Annotated in this window: 18 protein-coding genes and 1 other RNA gene; 9 read left to right on the top strand and 10 right to left on the bottom strand. The window is 35.1% G+C overall.

Annotation, left to right across the window (positions count from 1 at the left end; genetic code table 11):
* The 3 genes from ACMAZI_RS12230 to ACMAZI_RS12220 form a co-directional block, all read right to left on the bottom strand.
* Positions 1-2646 carry a UvrD-helicase domain-containing protein gene (locus tag ACMAZI_RS12230; RefSeq protein ID WP_412474163.1) on the bottom strand — a complete coding sequence of 882 codons (2646 nt, stop codon included), beginning with the start codon at positions 2644-2646 and terminating at the stop codon, positions 1-3.
* On the bottom strand, positions 2643-2843 hold the full coding sequence (locus ACMAZI_RS12225; RefSeq protein WP_412474162.1) for a helix-turn-helix domain-containing protein: 201 nt from the start codon (positions 2841-2843) through the stop codon (positions 2643-2645). The genes ACMAZI_RS12230 and ACMAZI_RS12225 overlap by 4 nt, the downstream gene beginning before the upstream one ends.
* A gap of 463 nt (positions 2844-3306) precedes the next feature.
* Positions 3307-5595, bottom strand: coding sequence for an ATP-binding protein (locus ACMAZI_RS12220; protein WP_412474161.1), 2289 nt, complete (start codon positions 5593-5595; stop codon positions 3307-3309).
* Positions 5596-6239: 644 nt separating this feature from the next.
* Between ACMAZI_RS12220 and ACMAZI_RS12215 the strand changes: the two genes are divergently transcribed.
* From ACMAZI_RS12215 to ACMAZI_RS12180, 8 genes are all read left to right on the top strand, one after another.
* A complete protein-coding gene (locus tag ACMAZI_RS12215; protein ID WP_412474160.1) occupies positions 6240-6812 on the top strand; it encodes a hypothetical protein in 573 nt (190 codons plus the stop codon).
* A gap of 105 nt (positions 6813-6917) precedes the next feature.
* Complete coding sequence (locus ACMAZI_RS12210) at positions 6918-7118, top strand: helix-turn-helix domain-containing protein (RefSeq protein WP_393060811.1); 201 nt, start codon at positions 6918-6920, stop codon at positions 7116-7118.
* An 11-nt stretch (positions 7119-7129) separates the two neighbouring features.
* Positions 7130-7537, top strand: a complete 408-nt coding sequence (locus ACMAZI_RS12205; RefSeq protein WP_412474159.1) for a helix-turn-helix domain-containing protein — start codon at positions 7130-7132, stop codon at positions 7535-7537.
* A complete protein-coding gene (locus ACMAZI_RS12200; protein ID WP_412474158.1) occupies positions 7534-8544 on the top strand; it encodes an ATP-binding cassette domain-containing protein in 1011 nt (336 codons plus the stop codon). Before ACMAZI_RS12205 ends, ACMAZI_RS12200 begins: the two co-directional genes overlap by 4 nt.
* 108 nt (positions 8545-8652) lie before the next feature.
* A complete protein-coding gene (locus ACMAZI_RS12195) occupies positions 8653-9783 on the top strand; it encodes a tyrosine-type recombinase/integrase (RefSeq protein WP_412474157.1) in 1131 nt (376 codons plus the stop codon).
* A 60-nt stretch (positions 9784-9843) separates the two neighbouring features.
* Complete coding sequence (locus ACMAZI_RS12190; protein WP_412474156.1) at positions 9844-10488, top strand: hypothetical protein; 645 nt, start codon at positions 9844-9846, stop codon at positions 10486-10488.
* Between the two features lie 61 nt (positions 10489-10549).
* Complete coding sequence (locus ACMAZI_RS12185) at positions 10550-10918, top strand: hypothetical protein (RefSeq protein WP_412474155.1); 369 nt, start codon at positions 10550-10552, stop codon at positions 10916-10918.
* 20 nt (positions 10919-10938) lie between these two features.
* Positions 10939-11277, top strand: a complete 339-nt coding sequence (locus ACMAZI_RS12180) for a hypothetical protein (RefSeq protein WP_412474154.1) — start codon at positions 10939-10941, stop codon at positions 11275-11277.
* 74 nt (positions 11278-11351) lie between these two features.
* On the opposite strand, the gene ssrA is transcribed toward ACMAZI_RS12180, so the two are convergent.
* From ssrA to ACMAZI_RS12145, 7 genes are all read right to left on the bottom strand, one after another.
* Positions 11352-11723: a transfer-messenger RNA gene (ssrA, locus tag ACMAZI_RS12175) on the bottom strand.
* A 109-nt stretch (positions 11724-11832) separates the two neighbouring features.
* Positions 11833-12318 carry a hypothetical protein gene (locus tag ACMAZI_RS12170; protein ID WP_412474153.1) on the bottom strand — a complete coding sequence of 162 codons (486 nt, stop codon included), beginning with the start codon at positions 12316-12318 and terminating at the stop codon, positions 11833-11835.
* Positions 12319-12639: 321 nt separating this feature from the next.
* A complete protein-coding gene (locus tag ACMAZI_RS12165) occupies positions 12640-13107 on the bottom strand; it encodes a hypothetical protein (RefSeq protein WP_120404260.1) in 468 nt (155 codons plus the stop codon).
* A 9-nt stretch (positions 13108-13116) separates the two neighbouring features.
* The gene (locus tag ACMAZI_RS12160; protein ID WP_412474152.1) at positions 13117-13443 is read right to left on the bottom strand and encodes a hypothetical protein; all 327 of its coding nucleotides are present in this window, start codon (positions 13441-13443) and stop codon (positions 13117-13119) included.
* A 407-nt stretch (positions 13444-13850) separates the two neighbouring features.
* Positions 13851-14429, bottom strand: coding sequence for a pyroglutamyl-peptidase I (locus tag ACMAZI_RS12155; RefSeq protein ID WP_412474151.1), 579 nt, complete (start codon positions 14427-14429; stop codon positions 13851-13853).
* Position 14430: 1 nt separating this feature from the next.
* Positions 14431-15252, bottom strand: coding sequence for a hypothetical protein (locus ACMAZI_RS12150; protein ID WP_412474150.1), 822 nt, complete (start codon positions 15250-15252; stop codon positions 14431-14433).
* Positions 15253-15298: 46 nt separating this feature from the next.
* Positions 15299-19048, bottom strand: coding sequence for a hypothetical protein (locus ACMAZI_RS12145; RefSeq protein ID WP_412474149.1), 3750 nt, complete (start codon positions 19046-19048; stop codon positions 15299-15301).
* Positions 19049-19704: 656 nt separating this feature from the next.
* Between ACMAZI_RS12145 and pal the strand changes: the two genes are divergently transcribed.
* Entirely contained in the window at positions 19705-20196 is a 492-nt protein-coding gene (gene pal / locus ACMAZI_RS12140) for a peptidoglycan-associated lipoprotein Pal (RefSeq protein ID WP_115361433.1), read from the top strand.
* Positions 20197-20199 lie beyond the last annotated feature (3 nt).

The following is a 20199-nucleotide window of genomic DNA, read 5'->3' as shown; positions in this document are numbered from 1 at the left end:
TCAAGACTCCTCTCTTTCAAATTCAATACCTTTTTCTCTCAATAGAATTAAGTATTGATGTAAATCTTCAATTGTTTTATGAACTAGCGTTCCAAAAAACATAGTCTGCGACCTTGATGGAACAAATCCAAGTCTTCTAAATGACATATATTGTCTTGGGCATTTTTTATAGTTTAGAAAGTCACCTGTATAAGAATAAGCTTTACCAATATCCTGAGTAGAAAACCGATTTGTTGGTAACGTCGACTTATTGTAATCTTCAATTAAATGAATATTCTCAGTTTCAAAAAGGTTCCTAAAGCCTTGATTAATTGACTGACCTCTACCTTTATAATGTGGCATCACTAAAAGGTTTTGGGCTCTTGTGATTCCAACATAGAAAACTCTACTAGCATCAAATGAAGAAATACTATCTAATGGCTCTCCATCTTTTTTCTCTTCAATCAATTTATACATTATAGCTTCCTTATCATCTGGCTTTTTACTTATTACTTTATACAGACTCCCTAGCACGACAACAGGAAACTCAAGACCTTTTGACTGGTGAATTGTTAAAAAAGGTATCCTTCCTTTAGGAAATGGGTCATCTTGATTTTCATACTCTGATTCCCCTAAACGATATAGTGAGTATGTATATGATAAGAAGAAAACTTTTGAAAATTTCTCATCTTCTAGAAATGGAGCTGTTATTACGGAAGAGTTTTTATCTATAAACCTTGCCAAATATTGAGATACTAGAGCCAGGTTACATATCGGCCCCTCATCTCCATTTTCAGCGATTTCAAATTTGTTCTTAAAATAGTCAAAACCTGATAATTGATAAAATAAATCTAAAACAGTCCAATCTAGTGATGTCGCTCTATTGATTACATATCTTATGTTATATGCCTCTCTCGTTCCTATTCTTCTTCTTAATGCTCCGATAAAAGCCTTATTTGTTATGTTCTTCTGTGAACGCCTAGAAAGTCCTGGGGTTTCAATTAGCTTCTCTAATATAGAGAAAGAAATAGGCATATCTTCTGAAACATTATTTAGTCTCAATCTTTCTTTTAACTTTGAGTAATCTGATAAAACATCAACGATTTCTTGTCTTTTGTGTTTAATATAGCTATCTAAAAGGCTGTCCTCTTTACATAGGTTCTTTGCATTTTCTTCTATTGCCTTAAGCCAATTACGATAATCTTGAAATTCCCCTCCTCTAGACATCTCGCCTAAAGTAGGCTTTTTAAATATTAAAAGAAGTAAGCCCCACATCATGCTAGCTTCTTCAATTTCTAGAAATCTTGTGGCACGAGGAGCATAAACAGGAATATCCTGTTTCTCAAACTCTCTCATGAAAGCATTAACTTTAGTGTTATTTTTTATACTTGGAAAAAGGAAGGCACACTGGGAATAATCTTCAATTTTCCCCATCTCTTTTAAGTCTTTAATGAATTGAACTATTTCTTCACATACTTTTTCAGGAGCATCAGCTTTAGACTTAACCAGTGATATATGCGATACATCTGTTTTACGACCAGGATTAATAATCTTGTCATGAAGTCTATAAAATCGATTCTGATCGAACTCATCTCTCCAATCCGTCTGATTTAAATATTTTTGAGAAAACTGTACTATATCTGGAGTTGATCTATAGTTAGTATCGAGGTCAATCCTTTTTACTACACAGTCAGTATTAAAATTCTCCAATCTTTGTTTAAATTGAACGAAGTTCTCTACTGTAGCACCTCTAAATCTGTAAAGAGCTTGATCATCATCTCCAACAACACAAATATTTGTATTTTTCTCAGATAGCTTGAAGAATATTTTTTCTTGAATTGTATTTGTATCTTGATATTCGTCTACAATTACATATTTAAAGTAATCTTCTTTGTCTTCTGCTTCAACAATTCTGTCATAAGCTACTTGTTGTAATAAAGAAAAATCTACTTTATGAGCTTTTTCATTCTCTACTAAACTTTCAAGATAAAAATTATACATTTTCAAGATACTTGTTAAAAGTAATTCATTTTTTACAAAATTTTCATCATTTAAATATAAGGAGGTATCTAATCCTTCCTCGGAGAATCTATTGAAGATAGCAATACAATTTTTCACAGCATCATGCTTAGAGGCTACCGCCTTATTTGCGATAAACTTATTTATTTTTTTATAGTCTTCTTGGTCTGCTTGAAATCCGCCGACCTCTAATAACTTTTTGAAATATGAAGAATTAGAAATATAAAAATACTGGTCTAGTTCATCAATCAAGACTGGAGGACGTTTTCTTGATCTACCTTCAGAGAATTTCCTTTCAGTTAGAAGTCTTTGACACAAAGAATGTACTGTTCCTAGGTACATCCTAGATATATCGTATTGCTTACCATTTATACTCGTGACTAAATTAAGTAAACTATGAAGTCCATCTTTCAACTGCTTTGCTGCTTTTTCAGTAAACGTAGAAAGAAAGATTTTATCTGGATCAACATCATTAAAAACGATTAAGTTGATGCTCCTCCAAAGAAGAACTCTTGTTTTTCCAGCCCCCGGCCCAGCCGCCAAAAATAACGGTCCTTCAACAGCCCTAATAGCTTCTTCTTGTTTTTCATTAGGTGAAAAACCACTCATTTCCCAAAGAGTTTCTAAAGTTAGAGCTTCAGATGTCATATACCTGCCTCATCTGATGCTTGACCCCTTCTAATCCATTCATCTACTTCACCTACCTTGAATTTCCACTGCTTTCCTACTCGATGTGCAGGTATTTTGTTAGCATCAAGCCAACGATAAATAGTCTCTTTTGAGACACCGATATATTTTGAAATTTCAATGACAGATAGCCAACGATCCACTAGGGAAAATTCCATTATCTACTCCATGATAAGTCTGGTAAGCATACGGAATTATTGCTAACTATGCCTAAAATGACAACTAAATACTACTAAATACTAACTATTAAAATCTAATACATCAGCCAGAGATTTAATATGCTCATGCAACTTCATACCATCTGTGATGCCTTTAATTTCTATGCCAGCCAAGGATGAGTGCGGTGCGTACACCATTAAGGGAGGAGAGCCGAAAAAGGGTGTCCACCACCGGAATCCGATGGTGGAGGTGGTGGGAGGCCCAGAGCGTCATAACAATAAAAAATAAAAGATAAAAACTTACAACACTAAAACATTCAAACTATCGATTATAACTGGCGATCGTGCCACAACCGACTTGTTATCTATTGTCACCTATATATAGCTTCTAAGAGCTTTTTTTGTTTCATCTGCCACAAATTTGCCACAATTATCAATATGAGTACGATCTATATTTAGTTTGCTATTTTACAGCAAGCCAATCTTCTAAGAGTCCAATTTGTGTTTTCAAATCCTTTTCAAAACTGGATTTATTCAAATTTACATAATACACTCCATCTTCTAAAGATGGTTTTTTAGCCATATTTGATAAATACAAAACGGAATACTTCGTAGTTGCATCAGATCGATCTTTATTGAGAAGACTTGAAACTCCCTTAGTGATGTCATCATTAGAATGTACTACAAATATAGCCTTTCTAGATGATTTTTTCCATATTACATGGTTCTTCTTATTTGAGATTCTACTAGCTAACTCTGTATCAAAATCTTTTAAATAATCATACATATGAAACTGAGTTCTACTATAGGACTCCAAGGTAATATCGTGGTGCATTCTAGAATTTAAGCTTTTGCACCATATTTTACATACACTGGAAACTATTCGATTTTCTATGCTTGCAGTCTCGGCATCTATTATTGAATTATTTGATTCAAGAGTATCTATATCAGTTACAGCAGGAGGCTCTTTATGAAAATCCTGAAAAATATTAAATGAATTTTCGCAATTTTTTATACTCCAAGCAAAGTCTACCCTGAACCTATCAGCTATTTTTGAATAACTGTCTACAATATTATTCATATTTTCTATATCTAAATATGAGTAATGATTTTCTGTAATGAAACAGTTAAGGATACTAGAGAAGTAATTAAGTTTAACGATAAAGTTTTTAACATCTTCTACAAAACTAGATTCAAAACTACTTAAGAATCCAAGTTCGCTTGGTGGTGTAAAATTAAAGTCACCTAAGGATATATAAGATGTATATTGACTAGTAAATTCGACATTCGAAATAGGTACATCTGCTTTCTTTTTAATACAACCTAAACGTACCAATTGCTCTGCAACGTCTTTTTTTGCAAGATAGCTCATTTCACTTTCACCATCTACATAATCTTTAATGGGAATACTTGAACGACAAAAGAAAATCTTATGTGCAAAATCAAACAAGTTTTTTAAAACTTCCTCATTCCTTTTCCAATGTTTTTGATTAAGACTTTTATATTTCTTTTCAAAAATCAGGAAAACACAGTTAGAGATATTCGACATATATCTAACCTTTTCTTCATAGTCCGCAAATATATTGATAGTTGGGCCATTTTCATATGAATTTACATGCCCTAGAATCTCCTGAATCAGATCAAAATAATCTGCTTTAGATCGAAAAATCAACGCATCAACCAATAAATGATATATTTCTCCTTCGCTAGACTCACAAACAATTGATCCTAAATACTTTTTTAAATCACTAATACTTGGTCTTGATATATAAACTTTATTAGTAAAATAAGTATAAGATTCACCTCTTTCGAGAGAGTTATCTTGATTGAATTTTTCACTCGACTTTTCATCTGTCAAGAATACAAAATGCGTGTAGCCCGATGAAATAAAGTTTTTCATTTCATTTAATGTTAATGAAAATGCCGTACTATCGACCTTGTCTAATTCATCAAAAATATATAAAAGTTTTATATTTTCTATTTTCATCTTACGATGAATAATTTCTAATTCATATTCAATCGTTGAAATATCATTATCGTAAAGATAGTACTGTTTTTCATTCTTTTCACTTATATTACTCTCTACTTTCTTTTTGTTCACAATAAACTTATGTGTAAACAAAGTACCAAAAGCACTCATACTTGCGACAATACGCCTAAATTCTTCAGGTATAATATGTATTGCATCAACGATATTATAGGCAACAAATGACAGCAATATCACCATCATTAGTTGTATAATTTTGACAACGTCTAGTGAATAACTATTTAGGATTTCAGTATGTGCCTTACTCTGCTCACCTATATTAGATTCATTTTCTTTATAGTACTTTTGTGCAATTGTTTTATGATATAAATCTCGAATACCTTTCCCAATTTCCGAATCATTAGAACCCTCTTCCATCATTTCATGATAAAGCCTAGAGACTAGAGTTCTATAAAAGTGTCTCCTATCAAATGACTTTTCTTCAACACCATTTTTCCTGAAAGCTAATGGAGCATTTAGATATACGCATTTTATTGTCTGTTCATCATTTATACTTTTTTTAAGTTCATGGATAACTTTTTTGATAAAACTACTCTTTCCCGAACCTCGATGACCAGATATTAGGACAGAAGAGCTGTCTCTTCTCTTAAAATAATTTTTTAGACTTTTAACCTCTACTTCACGGCCAATAAAGATACCTGACTCTTCATCACAAGGGTTTGAGATAGACTTATCCCAATCATCTTTAAGAATTACTTTAGTCACTCGTTTTCCTTTTTAAATAATATGTTGATAATTACTACTTCGGTATATGCAGAAGATAACTAAAATAATCTTAATTTATTTAAAGATATACCGATAAATTATTTAATTCCATCTTCGGTGGCGTCAATGGGGTTCGAATCCTCATGCTAATAGTGAAAGTTCTCATGTTCGTTCTGCTAGGGTCAAACAATCCGGAGTCGTTACTAGACTCGTTTAAAGTAGGAGTTATTATGGAAACAGTAGCTAAGTTTTTAATGCAGAATTTTAATAAAATCATTAAAATTGGAAAATGGCGTCACCGACTTTAACACGAGCCCAAATGAAAGATATAACTCTTCAAATCTGAAATAAACAATCATAGCTAACACTTTCTTAATAAAACCTCGGACAACCGATAGAGAAATATCAGATATAGATTTCAAAAAAATAATAAGGAGAGAGATATAAAAATCATTAAGGACATAAATGACTTTTCGGACTTTGCAGATTTCAATGACTTTAAAGATAGTGAATTACTCAAATCCCTTATTGATAAAAAGAAAACAGAGGATGAGCTACTCGACTTAATAATTCCTTTCTCAAAACTACCTAAAGTATCTACTGATTATACAATCGAAGCTTTAGAGAAACTCTATTACAAAGTATTGGACATCACAGAATCAGATGACATCACATTTTCAATAATGACATCTTTATTAATGGTTATTTATAATAAAGAGGAATACGTAAACTTTCGTAATCGCATCAATATTGATAACCATAAAGGCGTAGACGAAATTCCAAAGCTTCTTAAACAGCTTCAAAATAAAATTGACAAATTTCTTGAAAAGTATCCTGACTTAGACCTTGGGATTACAAAAGACATACAATTGTATGATATATCGAAGTACCCAAAAGAAAACATTGAGAACAAAATCAATCTCTACAAGATGATACCAATATTGATAAAGCAACAGAACGAACCGGTAAAAAGTATTAACGAACATTACTCTAACTTGATTCAAGTTGAAATAAGAAATGCAATATCGGATAAGAGTAATGATGTTTGGAACATGTTTTTCCGTGTTTTAACTGTAGTAAGAAACAGCTTCCCTAAGCATTTTCCAAACTTGATAGATGAAGAAGTCTTAGACATGAGTCTCAAAGAGAAAATCAGGCAAAGACTAATAAAATTCGAGAAATACCATATACGCAATGAAGATTTTAACTTATTTTAAGACTTTAATAATGGAGTGAGGCAAAGAGCAAATAAATATTTTTATACCTCACTTATGTATTAAAGTAACTCACTCTATCCTTCTAAAAAACAACAGGAGGATATAATGAATACCCAAACAAAACTACTATCAATCGAAGAAGCATCAGAATTCTTAAACCTGAAAGTCTCATGGTTACGCTCTGCCGTATTTAAAGACGAAATCCCCTACCTAAAAGTTGGAAGATTAGTACGTTTTGATCAAAGCGACCTAATCAAGTGGATCGAAGAAAAGAAAGAAGAATCTAAGAGGGATTTCTTTTACTAGGAATCAAACTGATGAAAAAGAAGAACTTCACACAGATTCCTAACGCTCTAATTAACGATTCTAGCGTTCCACCTAATGCCAAGGCCCTTTATATGGTCTTGGCCTCTAGGAAGCGTTGTTATATGTCTTACAAGGCAATCATGGAGGTTCTTAATATAGGAGGGAAAACAACAATGAAGAAGTTGATTGATGTTTTGAAAAATGAAGGTTGGATTGACTACGTTCAAGGCCATCAGAATAAATCGAATCGATACAAAGTCCATTGGTCCAAAAAGAGTACCGTTCATGGTCCAGAAAATGGACTACCAACGGTCCAAAAACTGGACTCTATAAATACTAGTAATACTAATACTTCTCTCGACCAAGAATTAGAGGAAAGAATGAAGTTAAATAATTCACTACTGGAGGGAGATTTATGATTTCTTCTAATAGAATTAAAACATCTGTAGCCTATAAGTACATTAAGAACTTACACGAAAATAAAGTTCCATACGATAAGGCCCTAATTTCGGCGGTTAGTGAAAATGAAATTCAAGCGATGAATTATCCAAAAGGTTTTTTGAAATCTGTTGCTCGCTATATCTACTTTGGACTTAATGAAACTTCTCTTATGTCATCTGAAGAACAAGACAGCATTAGAGAGAAACTGAAAACGCAAGATTACTTGTCTCGTTACTATTTTCTAAATGCACACTATGGATTGAGAAAATCACAAATTCACGTTTTAGTAGGAGAATCGGGAAAAGGTAAATCGACACTTTTAAGAAGTATTATGCTCGATTCGGCACGTTTTTCTAACATTTTGGTTCTTTTAAGCGAAGAAGATAGCGATACCTTTAAATATCAAATGAATGAGTTTGCAAAAAGTGACGTTTTTACGAAAAAAGCGTCCGAATCGCTCCAAAAAATAAAAGTTTTATCGGAATTAGATAACGAATTTGATCCAATTCGGAACTTTTCGCACTATTTCGCACAGATTCGCCACTTTATTCAATCTTATAATATAAAAAGTCTCTTTTATGACAATATTAGTACAGGTTTGTTTTCAGAAGAGTTCGCATTACAAGCAAATGTATTAAAAGAGTTCAAAAAGATCGCAATTGATTTCAATATTCCTGTTTTTATAATTTCGCACCCAAAAAAAGGAGCGCTTTTTAGCGAATTATTGCTCAAAAAAGATCATATTAGCGGAAATAGGTGCATGAGTACCATTCCCGAAAATATCTACACATTAAATGCTTGTCACAATTTATTTCCAAAAAAGACATACATTTTGATCGATAAATCTAGGCACTACTCTCGTGCGAACAATAAATGGTTTGAACTTGAGTACACATATCTCAACGACGAGACAGGAGCATTCACATCAGACAAGCCAGTAACTTATGAGAATGTCATTGAAAATGTAAAAAATAACAGGAAATAACACGAGGCCATGACAAACAATCATCACTTAGCTACATTCAACACGCTCTTTAACAATCGAATAATAGGACCGACAATAGATAGCAAGTCTCTTAACATGGAGATTTGCATGAAGAATGCTAAAAAGGCTGATAACAACGTGCTTTACTTAGACACGGGATTATCAAAGCCTAAAAAAACTACTAAAAAGAAAACGCAAAAGAAGTCTAAACGAGTATTTCGTGTTGATGTACGAATGCTAGACGGCCGACGTGTAACAAAATCGTTTCGACGAAAATACGATGCTGAACAACTTAAGGCAAAGTTAAAAGTCGAAAATGAAATGTATGAGACAACAGGTCAAGTCATACAAAAAGACGTTACCGTTAAAGAGTTTTGTGAGCTTTGGTTTGATGAAGTTGCACATGGACGAAAATCCCCTAAAACAATTAAGGGCTACCACTCCACTATCAATCAATATCTAATACCAACACTAGGTAATATTAAATTGAAATTCATCGAGTACAATCACGCAAGAAAAGTTGAAAACTTTATTCTTCGATCAGGTAAAACCAATCGTACAGTTAACAAGAACATGATGAACTTTAAGACCATCATGAATGACGCTGAAAAGATGGGTTATATCTTTAAAAATAAAATTCGAGGATATAAAGAGTTAAAACAAAAATCCCGTGACCTCTCCTACTGGTCAAAAGAAGAAGTAAAACAATTCTTAGACTACACAAGAGATCATGATGAATTACATGACCTATATGAGCTAACACTTAATACAGGCCTTAGGCTTGGTGAAGTTGTTGGGCTTTGTTGGGATAAAGTTGATTTTGAAGGTAATCAATTAGTGATCTCTCGTTCAATGAAGCGTGAAGGATTAATTGAAAATACAAAGAGTGGTAAAACTCGTTACATTCCAATGAATGATAAGGTAAGGGCCATCTTAAAAAATCGCCTTAAAACGCAAATGAGAGGTCCATTTATTTTCTCAAAAGAAGATGGAACTCCAGTTCGCTACGACCATATCACTCAGAGGAACTTCAAGCCCTCACAAATCAATTCAGGCGTATCTAAGATCATTCGATTCCACGATTTACGACATACTTTTGCAAGTCATTTTGTCATGAATGGCGGTAACATCTACGTGCTACAACAGCTCTTAGGTCACAACGAAATTCAGACAACAATGATCTACGCTCACTTGGACAAAAAGTTCATGCAACGAGCGTGTGAGTTTATTTCATTTTAATATATATAGAGAGAGGCTTTTGCCTCTTTCTTTTTTTATCTATTTGACTAAACTAAAAACATGGAAAAAGAACTCAATAGAGCATTAGCACTAATTGCATTTGTAACAACAGTGATAACTATTATCTCATTTATATATATTAATGGTTACACGTCTGAATTTTCATTTACTCCAAGATACGATTTTAATACGGCCATTGTTTTTACAATGAAGAAAAAAGTGTTCTTCTTTTTAAGCTTCATTCCTTTGCTTTTCCAACTTAACCAGTTAAGAATTGATCAAGTAAAAAAGCTAAGAGATTATAATAAAGTAAACATGAGTATTTTTTTATTCTTAATAGGCTTGAGTATATTTTTAGAAAATTACAATGGATTAATTACTTTTATCCTAATTTATTTAATTTTTAGACTCTATATATGTCACGTAGAAAATAAAAGGTTCTCTCTTGACTCAGTAACCTCAATTATTTCATTAATCATCACAATCTATCTAATAGGCTTACATGATTATAAATTTACAACATTTCCAAAAGTTGTAAACTTCGTAGAAAAGAAAAAGGTCGAACAAATACTAATTTGGAGACACGAGAATAAGTCATTTGTAACAAGCTGTAAAAATAAAGGAAGGGTAATCGAATATGAAGGTGACAAAAAGCTTTTTTCTTATTCTTACGAGTTTAGTAAGTATAACAATCCTTGCAAATAATAAATATATTAACGGATGCTCCTTTGAGCATAAAAACGATATATATCAATCTACCTTTTGCTTGCATATTAAAGATAATTTATGGCTACTTTCACCTTGTGAGTACAAAAGAGAGAAATGCTACCTATTCTTAAAGAAAGATCAAGTTTACGATATGTATAGAGAGTACTGTAAAATTAGTGATCAAGCGGGCTTAAGTATTTTTGAAAATAATGATAAAGAAGAAAATACGCTAGAACTAACACATTACTTCTACGGTAACAAAAACTCACTTTCTATATTTCAAGGACATGGAGCTCAAGCAGCGCAAACACATGATATTCTTACCCCTAGCCCCTATGATTTCGAGTATTACAAAGAGTCACTTGATGTCATCAAAAAACAAGAGTTCAGCGAAGCAATTAAAAATAAATACTCTATATGTGAATAGATATTATATAAGGAGATGAGATGAAGTTAATATTGACATTTTTTCTAATTCTGGTGAGTTTCACTTTTGCCTCAAGCCCAACTGATAGCTTTAATGTAACCAAAATAGACTGGCTTGAAATTAAAATGAATCTATTTGCAATTGAAAGAAACTTCACATTCAAGTCAAATGTAGACTGCTCCAAAGATAAAGATAATAGAACTATATACTGTATTGATGGTGATACTAAATCGACAGGTACAACAGATAAAGCCCTAGCAGAAATGTTTAGAAGACATTTCATACGCATCGCAAAAGATCTTAAAATTGAAAAATCTGTTGAGCTTAAGTTATCTTTCGAGAAGAAACAAATTAATTAACTCTGCCACAATTTTGCCACAATCGGGCAAAACCACCAGAAAAAAGTCTTTAATTTCAATGAGTTACTAGGTTCTGGTGGAGGTGGTGGGAATCGAACCCACGTCCGAAATGACGTCTTGATAGCGGCCTACGTGCGTAGTCTTCATTTATCGTCAGAAGACAAGACTGTCCGAGATAGGTGACCTCGGCGAACCCCGGTGACAGATTAACGAGATGCCCCGGCAGCCTCGGAACCTAGTTAGCCAGCAGATTCAACTGGGTCGCTACATTCTGTTTCTTGGCAGTAGCGCCTCACAAGACTAGATCCTAAAAATAATTAGGCAGCCATTGGCATTGCATAATCGTCTGCAATTAAACGTCGGTCTCCTTTTTACCAGGACCATGGACACCAGCCTGGACACGCCCGGATACCTGTCAGCCATCCCGTCGAAACCAGGGCACCCCCATTAGATTTTGACACGGATATTGGAACAAATATTCGTAAGCGGCAGTATAGCACAGCATTTCAAAAGTGGAAAGTTATGCTTTTCGTTGCCTTCATCACACTTCCCCGACTATTCCCTACTTCTTCCGCGAGCAATATCGTAGAAACCTTCATAAATAGCATAGACTGGTAGCATCAATAACATCTGAACGGCCACAACTTTAACTACAAATAAGGTCGAATACTCATCACTTGGGAAAAAGTAAAAAATAGCACCTCCTTGAAGAATAGATGCTCCATAAGAATTAGCATTCTTAAAAAATAGCGATATGAAATCATAAGGAGATCTAACCTTGATTAATTTAATACTTGCGTCAATTTCTTTGGCCTGTTCAAGCTTTTGAAAATTTGCAAAAGCACCAAAGAATGCAACAAGAAAAAAATGTGCAAAAGATAAACCTGATAAGACATAAAGACTAAGCATTAAAATATCAAAGAGATCCACAATATTTTGTCCAAATCTCTCGAAGAAAAAAATAGCTCCAAGAGCAAGCCCTGAAAGGTAAATCATGATAATTATATAGTTTCGAATAAATGTTTTCTTACTAGAATCCATATCTATCCCCATAGACCGAACAGTGGTCTTCCAAACTTTATTTGAAGTTAACGAAAACTACTTCAATCCCATTCCAAAAACGAAATATTCCCTATCTGGAATAGATATTTCTTAAAATGATAAATTTGAATGAATTAATGAGATGACATGGCTCCATATAAAAAGACCCCGTATAAAACGGGGTGCTTCTTTGGCAAATCATAGAATTGTGATTTCGAAGGGCACAAAACTATTAATAGAAATATAACACACTTCGCCAATTTTCTCTATTCTTCATTCTTCCTCAATGAGGAGGGCGCAGCGAAAGTTGCGCCCTTTTTATTATTTACACTTATCGTTAGACCTTGCAATAAGTCTAGCACTATGGTGAATAGCCTCAACAAGAAATAAGACGACTGAAGTAAAGAACAATCCGTAGATGCAAGCTTTGATTAACAGTAAATAAAAGTCTCCTTCCAACGTTAAAAACCAATACATTGAACCAGTAAATATTGGAAGGACTATATAGTAATGTGCTTCTTTATATGAAAACTCGGCAAAATCATAAAGCGATCGAATATCTTGTACACGCTTCACTTTTATGACCATATCCTTATTTAAAATTACAGCACATTTAATAAAAACTCCGACTGCACATGTAACAAAAAATAAAGAGAGTAAAACATATAAGCTTATCATTTTAAAAGCTTGAATATTAAGGCCATTATCATAAGATTCGATCGAGGCTACAACAATCGATACTGTAACTACGAAGTTCATCATTCTATTCATTTTCTTTGGTGTATTCATACTTATTTCCTATAAACCAAATTGTGGTCTTCCAAAATTAATTTGAAGTTCATAAATATCTAACTTCCGATTGGGGTTAAAGTTTATCATATTTCCATCGAAAATTTGATCATCGCTTTTAGTGCGATTAATTAAACCATTAGAGTTATCAAGCTTACATTTTGTTGAAGCTTCGCAGTCGTCATTTTTATTCTTAGGCTTCTTAACTTTCTTCGGTTTCCTTTGACCTTCCTTTGGTTCCACCTCATGTTTTTTTGGTTTATCCTCTCCTTTTTTTGGTTTACCTTCATCTTTCTTTGGCTTATCACTATCTCCTCTTCGAGGTTCATTATCCACCTTTGGACTTTTTGGCTTATCTTCTGGAACATCCCTCGTTAATTTTGAAGTTAACGAAAACTACTTCAATCCCATTCCAAAAACGAAATATTCCCTATCTGGAATGGATATTTCTTTAGATGAAAAATTTGTGTGAATTCAATGAGATGGCATGGCCCAAAATAACAAAACCCCGTAAAAACGAGGTTAAGTTTCTGGTCATTTTTAGAAGTCCCTTCGGGGGCACTAATAAAGAAAATATAACATAAATCTGACCTAGTTTCCACTTTCTCCTCCCAATGATGGGAGCTAAGGAGAAAGTCATGGAAGACTTCTGGTCATTTTTAGAAATCATGATCTATGTAGTTCAAATTATTTTGATCTTACGGAAGTTGTGATTTCGGGGGCGCAGCGAAAGTTGCGCCCTTCTATTTTAGCGCAGAAAGCATCACTTCAAGCGCCCTGCTCTGCTGGGCGACGTTCAGCTTTTCAAATGGCGGAAGGTGCACAAAGCCGGCCTTGGCCCGCATCTTCTTCATATCAATGATACGGCGAATTCCGTAGAAGACGTGATTGCAAACAAAGCGGCTACAGTCGCGAGAGATGGCAACAGGAATCTGCGCTGCTAGGATGGCATCTTCCATCTCCCTAAGAGGTAGCGTGGAATCTAAAGTCTCAGGGCCATCTTCAAAGATGACTTCTTCTTGTGGGCAATTGCCCTCATTATCATCAGTGCGAGCATCATCAAGATTATGAGCGATCGCCTCCAAATTAATCTCACTCACCTTCGCATTTAATCCCAAGCAAATGATAAAGTCTGGATTTAAAAAGAAGGCCTCCTTCTTTAGGATTGCAAGAGACTTCTTAAAAACCACAGGCAGGATAAGCTTGTGGATCTCAAGTCCTGGAATTTCACTATCGAATTTTTCAACGAGAATTTCAGAGGGGTTTATCTCCCCTCCATCAAATGGTTCAAAGCCTGTGATTAAAACTTTCTTAGTCCTCATACTAACGAGACACGTATTCTAATTTGAAGCCCCAACGCTTCTCATCGATATTTGTGCGCGGATAGATAATATTCTTTTCAGCATCAAAGCGAGTCTGACAAGTGCCTTCCGTCAATTCATCCATTGAGATGAAGTTAGAACGCGTGGCCTCACCATTTTCTTTTGAGATAGCAACAAAAGCATCCCCATAGTGAAAGATCACTTCAGAATCTGTATATTCAACTCTTAAATTATTTTCTGCCTTATACTTCTTTGCAATGACCTTCACATCAGTGCGATAAATTAAATACTGATCCATGAAGAAGACATTGTCTTCAGATAAGAGAACCTTTCTAAAAGAGTATTCTTCATTTGTATAACTTCCAGAACACTTATAGAGAGTATTGAGAATATGCATTCCCCCTGACTCCATATAGATTGTCTTACCTGTTTCCATATTTCTTGTGATTGTATGACCTAGAAAGAGTTCCGCCTTGCATTCATAATCAACTGAAATCGAAGATGTATAAGTTGTTCTCAAATTACCATGGTGCTCACCTTTTAAGAGGTCTGATCCCATCTGACAGCTATAAAGCGTTGGCTTGCCATAGTCTTCATAGCAAATTTCAATTGAGTGTTTTAAGCCTTTAAGATAGTTGAGTTTTGCTCCAACTTTTGCGCGAAACTCTTCTTGGCCGACCTTATCTTCAGGATAGATCGTATTTGAAAGTTCTTTTTTGAGATCTTTTTTGAAAGTGTTGGCAATCTCTTCAAGATTTGCACATTGGTTAGCATTTGCCGCAAGGCTCAATAATGTAAGTGTCCCTAATAATAGATTTTTCATAGTGGCATACTAGCAAAAAAAAAGCCCCCTTGCGGAGGCTTTTTTTCTATTTTGCTCTTACATCGATTACTTTGGACTGAAGTAACTCGCCTTTGTAAGAAACATCGACTTTAAACTTGAGTTTATCGTCTTTTGTCTTCTTCTTAAACTTATAAGTTAGAGCTCCTGTGGCCACAACCCCTTTACCTGGAGCAGCAACTTGAGTTTGTGCTTTCTTAAGATCGATGAACTTTCCACCTTCAAGAACGCTTATTGCCACATCGTAGCTTCCAGGAACAAAGTCACGTAGACCTGTTAGCTTAACTTTTACATCGTGGCTTCTAAACTTACAGTTAAATAATCCAAGGAAACACTTACGATCTTTAACTTTTCCATCGAAGTCTAGACCTACTTGGATCTCTGGATTTACCATAACATTTGAAACAAATGTTGCAACTTCAGTATAGCTTCCACGTAAAGCGTCACCTGGGTAAGTCAGCTCAATTTGCATCTTAACTTCAGATCCTGGGCGAGCGTTATTTGTAACTTTCGCTTGGATAACATCACTTAAGTCAATTTGAGATGATGCCGGTAGAACTCTTAAGTTAGCACGAGTATTTGATACCGAAACATTTGATGATGCTGCGATAACCTTTGCCGACACTGCTCCTCGGTTTGTTGCAAGCTTACCAAAGTTTACTAGTCCAAGACCTACTGAGAATTTTCCATCCTGAGTAAGACCTTTTGGATCTTCAGTTTTTACACTTGTTTGTGCGTATTTATTAAGGCGAACAACACCGCTACTTGCAAATAAGTTAGCTGCTTCACTCTTACCTTTGGCAAGTTGCTCAGAACGCTTAGCTGCAATATTCTCATCAAAACCAGCTTCTTCACCATCAGTTGCACCATTTTGGTAAGCAACTCCCTCACCTTCTAAGCGAGCTTCAGCAAAGGCCGTCTTATATGCTTTATCAAAAGCTTTTCTTGTCTCACCTGAGAAGTCACCGCTTGCAGCTTCATCACTTGCTTCTTCAAATAATGCTTCATAAGCAGCAAAGAAAGTGTCTTTGTGATCTCTAACAAATTGAGACTTATAAGCAGACTCATAAGAATCACCACAAGCTTCTTTAAAATCAGAAACACCTTTGTAGACATCAAAACAATTTTTGAAATCCTCATCAACATCGATACGAGTTGGTGCAGTGTAAACATACTGAGGCTTGGCCTTAGAAACTTGATCATTATCTTCATGACGAGCAATCTCTTTTTCAACGCGAGCGATTTCAACATCAACCTTTGACTTGATTCTTACTGGTGCAAAGGCCTCAGTTGAAACATAATCAGGAGTCTCAATTCCAAAGCTCTCTGTAAGTGTTTGGGCCGCTGTTGAGGCAAAGGCAAATGCCTTCTCCATAAATAAGCTTCCGTTTACACTATTTTCAAGAACCACTTTATTAGTTGGTAGTGTTGAAAATTTCTCTTCTTTAACTTGTGCATACCCTTGTGGGAAATTTTCTTTCTTAGCTAGAGCGACAGCAGTTTGTAGTCCTTGCTCATAACCTTTTGCGTAACCTTCATCATAACTGGCCTGAGAGTTAACACCTTCGTCATACCCAGCCTCAAGTCCTTGCTCTTTACCGTCAACAAGTCCTGCTAGATATCCTCTTAACTCACCAAGAGTTGTTCCATTCTTAGATCCGTATAAAGAAGCATCTTCTTTTACATCAGCAGATCCAGCGTATTCACCAGCAGTTGCACCGGCCGCTTGACCTTGAGAAGCACCCATTTGTTGTGCCTCACTCTTGTAATCAGCATATAATTCTTTACGATCTTCATATTCCTCATAAGTTTCTTGAGTGATTGATTCTAAATCACTTGCCACAGCATCAGCTTGTGCAAATTGACCTTCTTTTACAAGTTGATCTTCTAAAAGTGCGCTTCTTTGAGACTCAAGCTCTTGAATGCGATTTTCATTTTGTGCAATCTGAGATTGCTTAGAAGAGATTGTATAAGAGTTACTCTGCATACGATCTTGTGAGCTTTGGATCGTTTGTACGTTTGAAACGTATTGCTGATCTCTTTGCTTGTGCTCATCTTCAAGAATTAGAAGCTGCGCTTGAACCTTATCAAGCTCTCCACGTAGGTGGCGAATTTCATCTTCAACAATTGAAAGTCTTCTTTGATATGAATCGCGCTCTGACTTAAGAGCATTTTGTGTATTTCGAAGTGTTCCAACCACACGGCGATTTGCATCGAAGTCATTCTTTTCTTGGTTTAGTTCACGTCTCATACGCTTTAGATCACTTGCAATGATAGTGATTCTCTCTTGCGCTTTTTGTTTTTGATCTTTAAGAGAAGCAATATCTCCTTCGATTCTCTTGATATCTTTTTTCACTTGAGCAAGGGCCGTCTGCTTCTGATCAAGCTTAGACTTTGCACTTGCTTGTGCACTTTGAGCACTTCTTAATTCAGTCTTAGCACTCGCTAGACGATCCTTAAGTCTTGCAAGTTGAGGAACGGCCTGTGCGATTTCATTTTCTACCGCTGAGATATCAGCTAAGAGCTTCTTAACTTGAAGTTCAGCAGCTGCGACTTCTTGCTCGAGATTAGAAACTTTTGTATCTCCACCAGCAATAACCTTCTTTGCTTGAGCTAGTTCAGCTGAAGTTTTATTTAAATCTGCTTCAACTTTATTAAGACGTGGCGTTACTTCTGCAATTTTTTGTCTTAGAAGTTTTCTTTGCTCTCTAAGGTTTTTAATCTTATTAGCATTTCCACGATCACGATTTGCCATTAGCTCTTTAAGAGTTGCTTCAACTTGGGCAAGCTTTTCTTCAAACTTAGTTTTCTTCTCTTCTAATGCATTCTTTTGAGCTGCAAGTTGTTGCTTTTCACTTTTAAGAGAAGAAAGCTTTGATTTAGCTGATGAAAGCTCATTCTTTGCCTTATTTAATTCACTCTTCTTAGAAGATACTGTTGATTGCGCCTTAATGGCCTGAGCGTTTAGTCTATTCTTCTTTTCAACAAGAGGAGCTACCTTGGCCTCTTGCTTTGAGATTTTACTTTCTAATTGATCAACCTTAGCCTTGGCCGCACTAACCTCTTGGTTAGCACTGACAAGTTCGGCCTGAAATTTAGTTACTTGATTCTCTAATTGAGAAATTTTTGATGTGGCCTTATCAAGGTCTTCTTTCTTTTGTTTGATATTATTTTGAATCTTAGGAAGCTTAAGATTTAGGCGATCACTCTCATCGATTGCCGTTTTGATATTTCCTTCAAGATTTTTAATTTTATCACGATTACGATCTAACTTCTTTTGCGCCTTTTGAAGACGGTCACCATTTTGGTGAAGATTCTTTGTTACTGAATCAAGGGCAGAACGAAGATTATGTGCATTTCTTTGAGGACCGACTAGATCATCTTGGATTTCTCTTTGCTCACTTGATAATTCAGAGATAGCGCGAGCAAGTCTTTGTAGTTCATCACCAAGGCCAAGGTTTTCTTCCGTTAGCATGGCAATTGTATTGTCGAGATCCATATTCTCTGTACTCAATTGACTGATGATAGCTACGGCCTCATCAATTTCTGATTTAGAGATTGCTATTGCAGAACCATTTGCTTCTAAGTCTGCAGCGATTTGCTGAAGCATGCTCTTTAGCTGATTGGCACTCATACGAGCACTATCAGAATCGGACTTTGCTTGAGAGTACTTTGATAGGTACGTCGGATAATCGATTTCATCAGGTAACTGTGCGTGAACGTTGGCGCTTAATGCCAATAGCGATAATAAAACTAAACTTTTAGTCGATCTCTTCATGAATCCCTCTCCTTTAGATCATGTTTCGTTAAATTAGTTCTATAACCCTGATTTTCCTTTGTGGAGACGGCCCATAGAAAACATTGTGAAAATACCTTAAATGTAAGAAAGTTTCAGAATATAACACCTAACCTTGTAAAGACTTCATGGATTCTGGTGTCAGAAGGGACAAAGTGGTCCTACAAGTTATTAAAAATAGGCCCTGTAACTATGAAGGATTATTGAAGAACTATTTGCAATGTTAGTGGAATATTAAGAATTGAGTTTAGAGAAAATGCCTGGCCGCAACTTAAGCAGAGACAGGAAAAGACGGCGGCCAGGCTTTTACACACAAGATAAGGACTTTTCAATAACCTCAAATAAACATTATTTTGATCGTTTCACATTGTAAATAGAGATTGAGAAACTTTACTTTTTCTTTAACTGTTAACCCATAAAATTTTGGCAAAAAGTTGCGAAAAAACGTGTTTAGATAAATAGTGAAATCCCGATAAATAATCATATCAACTATAGGTTTTCATGAAGCTGAGCACTTTTATCAGGATTTAATTCCTTTTCTGCCGGTATCTAAACACCTAAATTTATTATATACTTTATGGGTATATCTAATTTTTTCATTAACAAGAATAATCTCTATATATGGAAAGGGGGAACAAATGAAAAAACTTTTTACGTTATTACTTTTAGGTTCTGCACTAGTTATGACTTCATGTGGTTCAGACGCTAAGAAAAATGATTCATCTTCTGTTGAATCAGTAGAGTACGCAAACTCATCACTTGAGTTAAACGGTGATTCAGACTCTGGTAAAGCAGGTGCTCTAAGAACTGTTTATTTTGCATTTAATTCTTCAAACCTAAACTCGTCTACTAAGTCGACTCTTGAAGCTAACGCTGAATTTTTAAAAGAGAACACTGATGTTGAAGTACAAGTTGAAGGTCACTGTGATGAAAGAGGTGGACGTGAGTACAACATGGCACTTGGTGAAAACCGTGCACGTGCAATTAAGAACTACCTAGTAGCTCTTGGTGTTGATGCTTCAAGAATCTCTACGACTTCTTACGGAAAAGAAAGACCAATCGCTTTTGGTCACTCTGAAGAGTCTTGGTCACAAAACAGAAGAGGAAACTTCGTTGTTGTTTCTAAGTAATTT

The organism is Halobacteriovorax sp. YZS-3-1 (assembly GCF_047084945.1).
In the GTDB taxonomy this organism is placed as follows: Bacteria; Bdellovibrionota; Bacteriovoracia; order Bacteriovoracales; family Bacteriovoracaceae; genus Halobacteriovorax_A; species Halobacteriovorax_A vibrionivorans.
The sequence above is the reverse complement of the archived record's forward strand: the minus strand, read 5'-3'. Positions and strand labels throughout refer to the sequence as shown.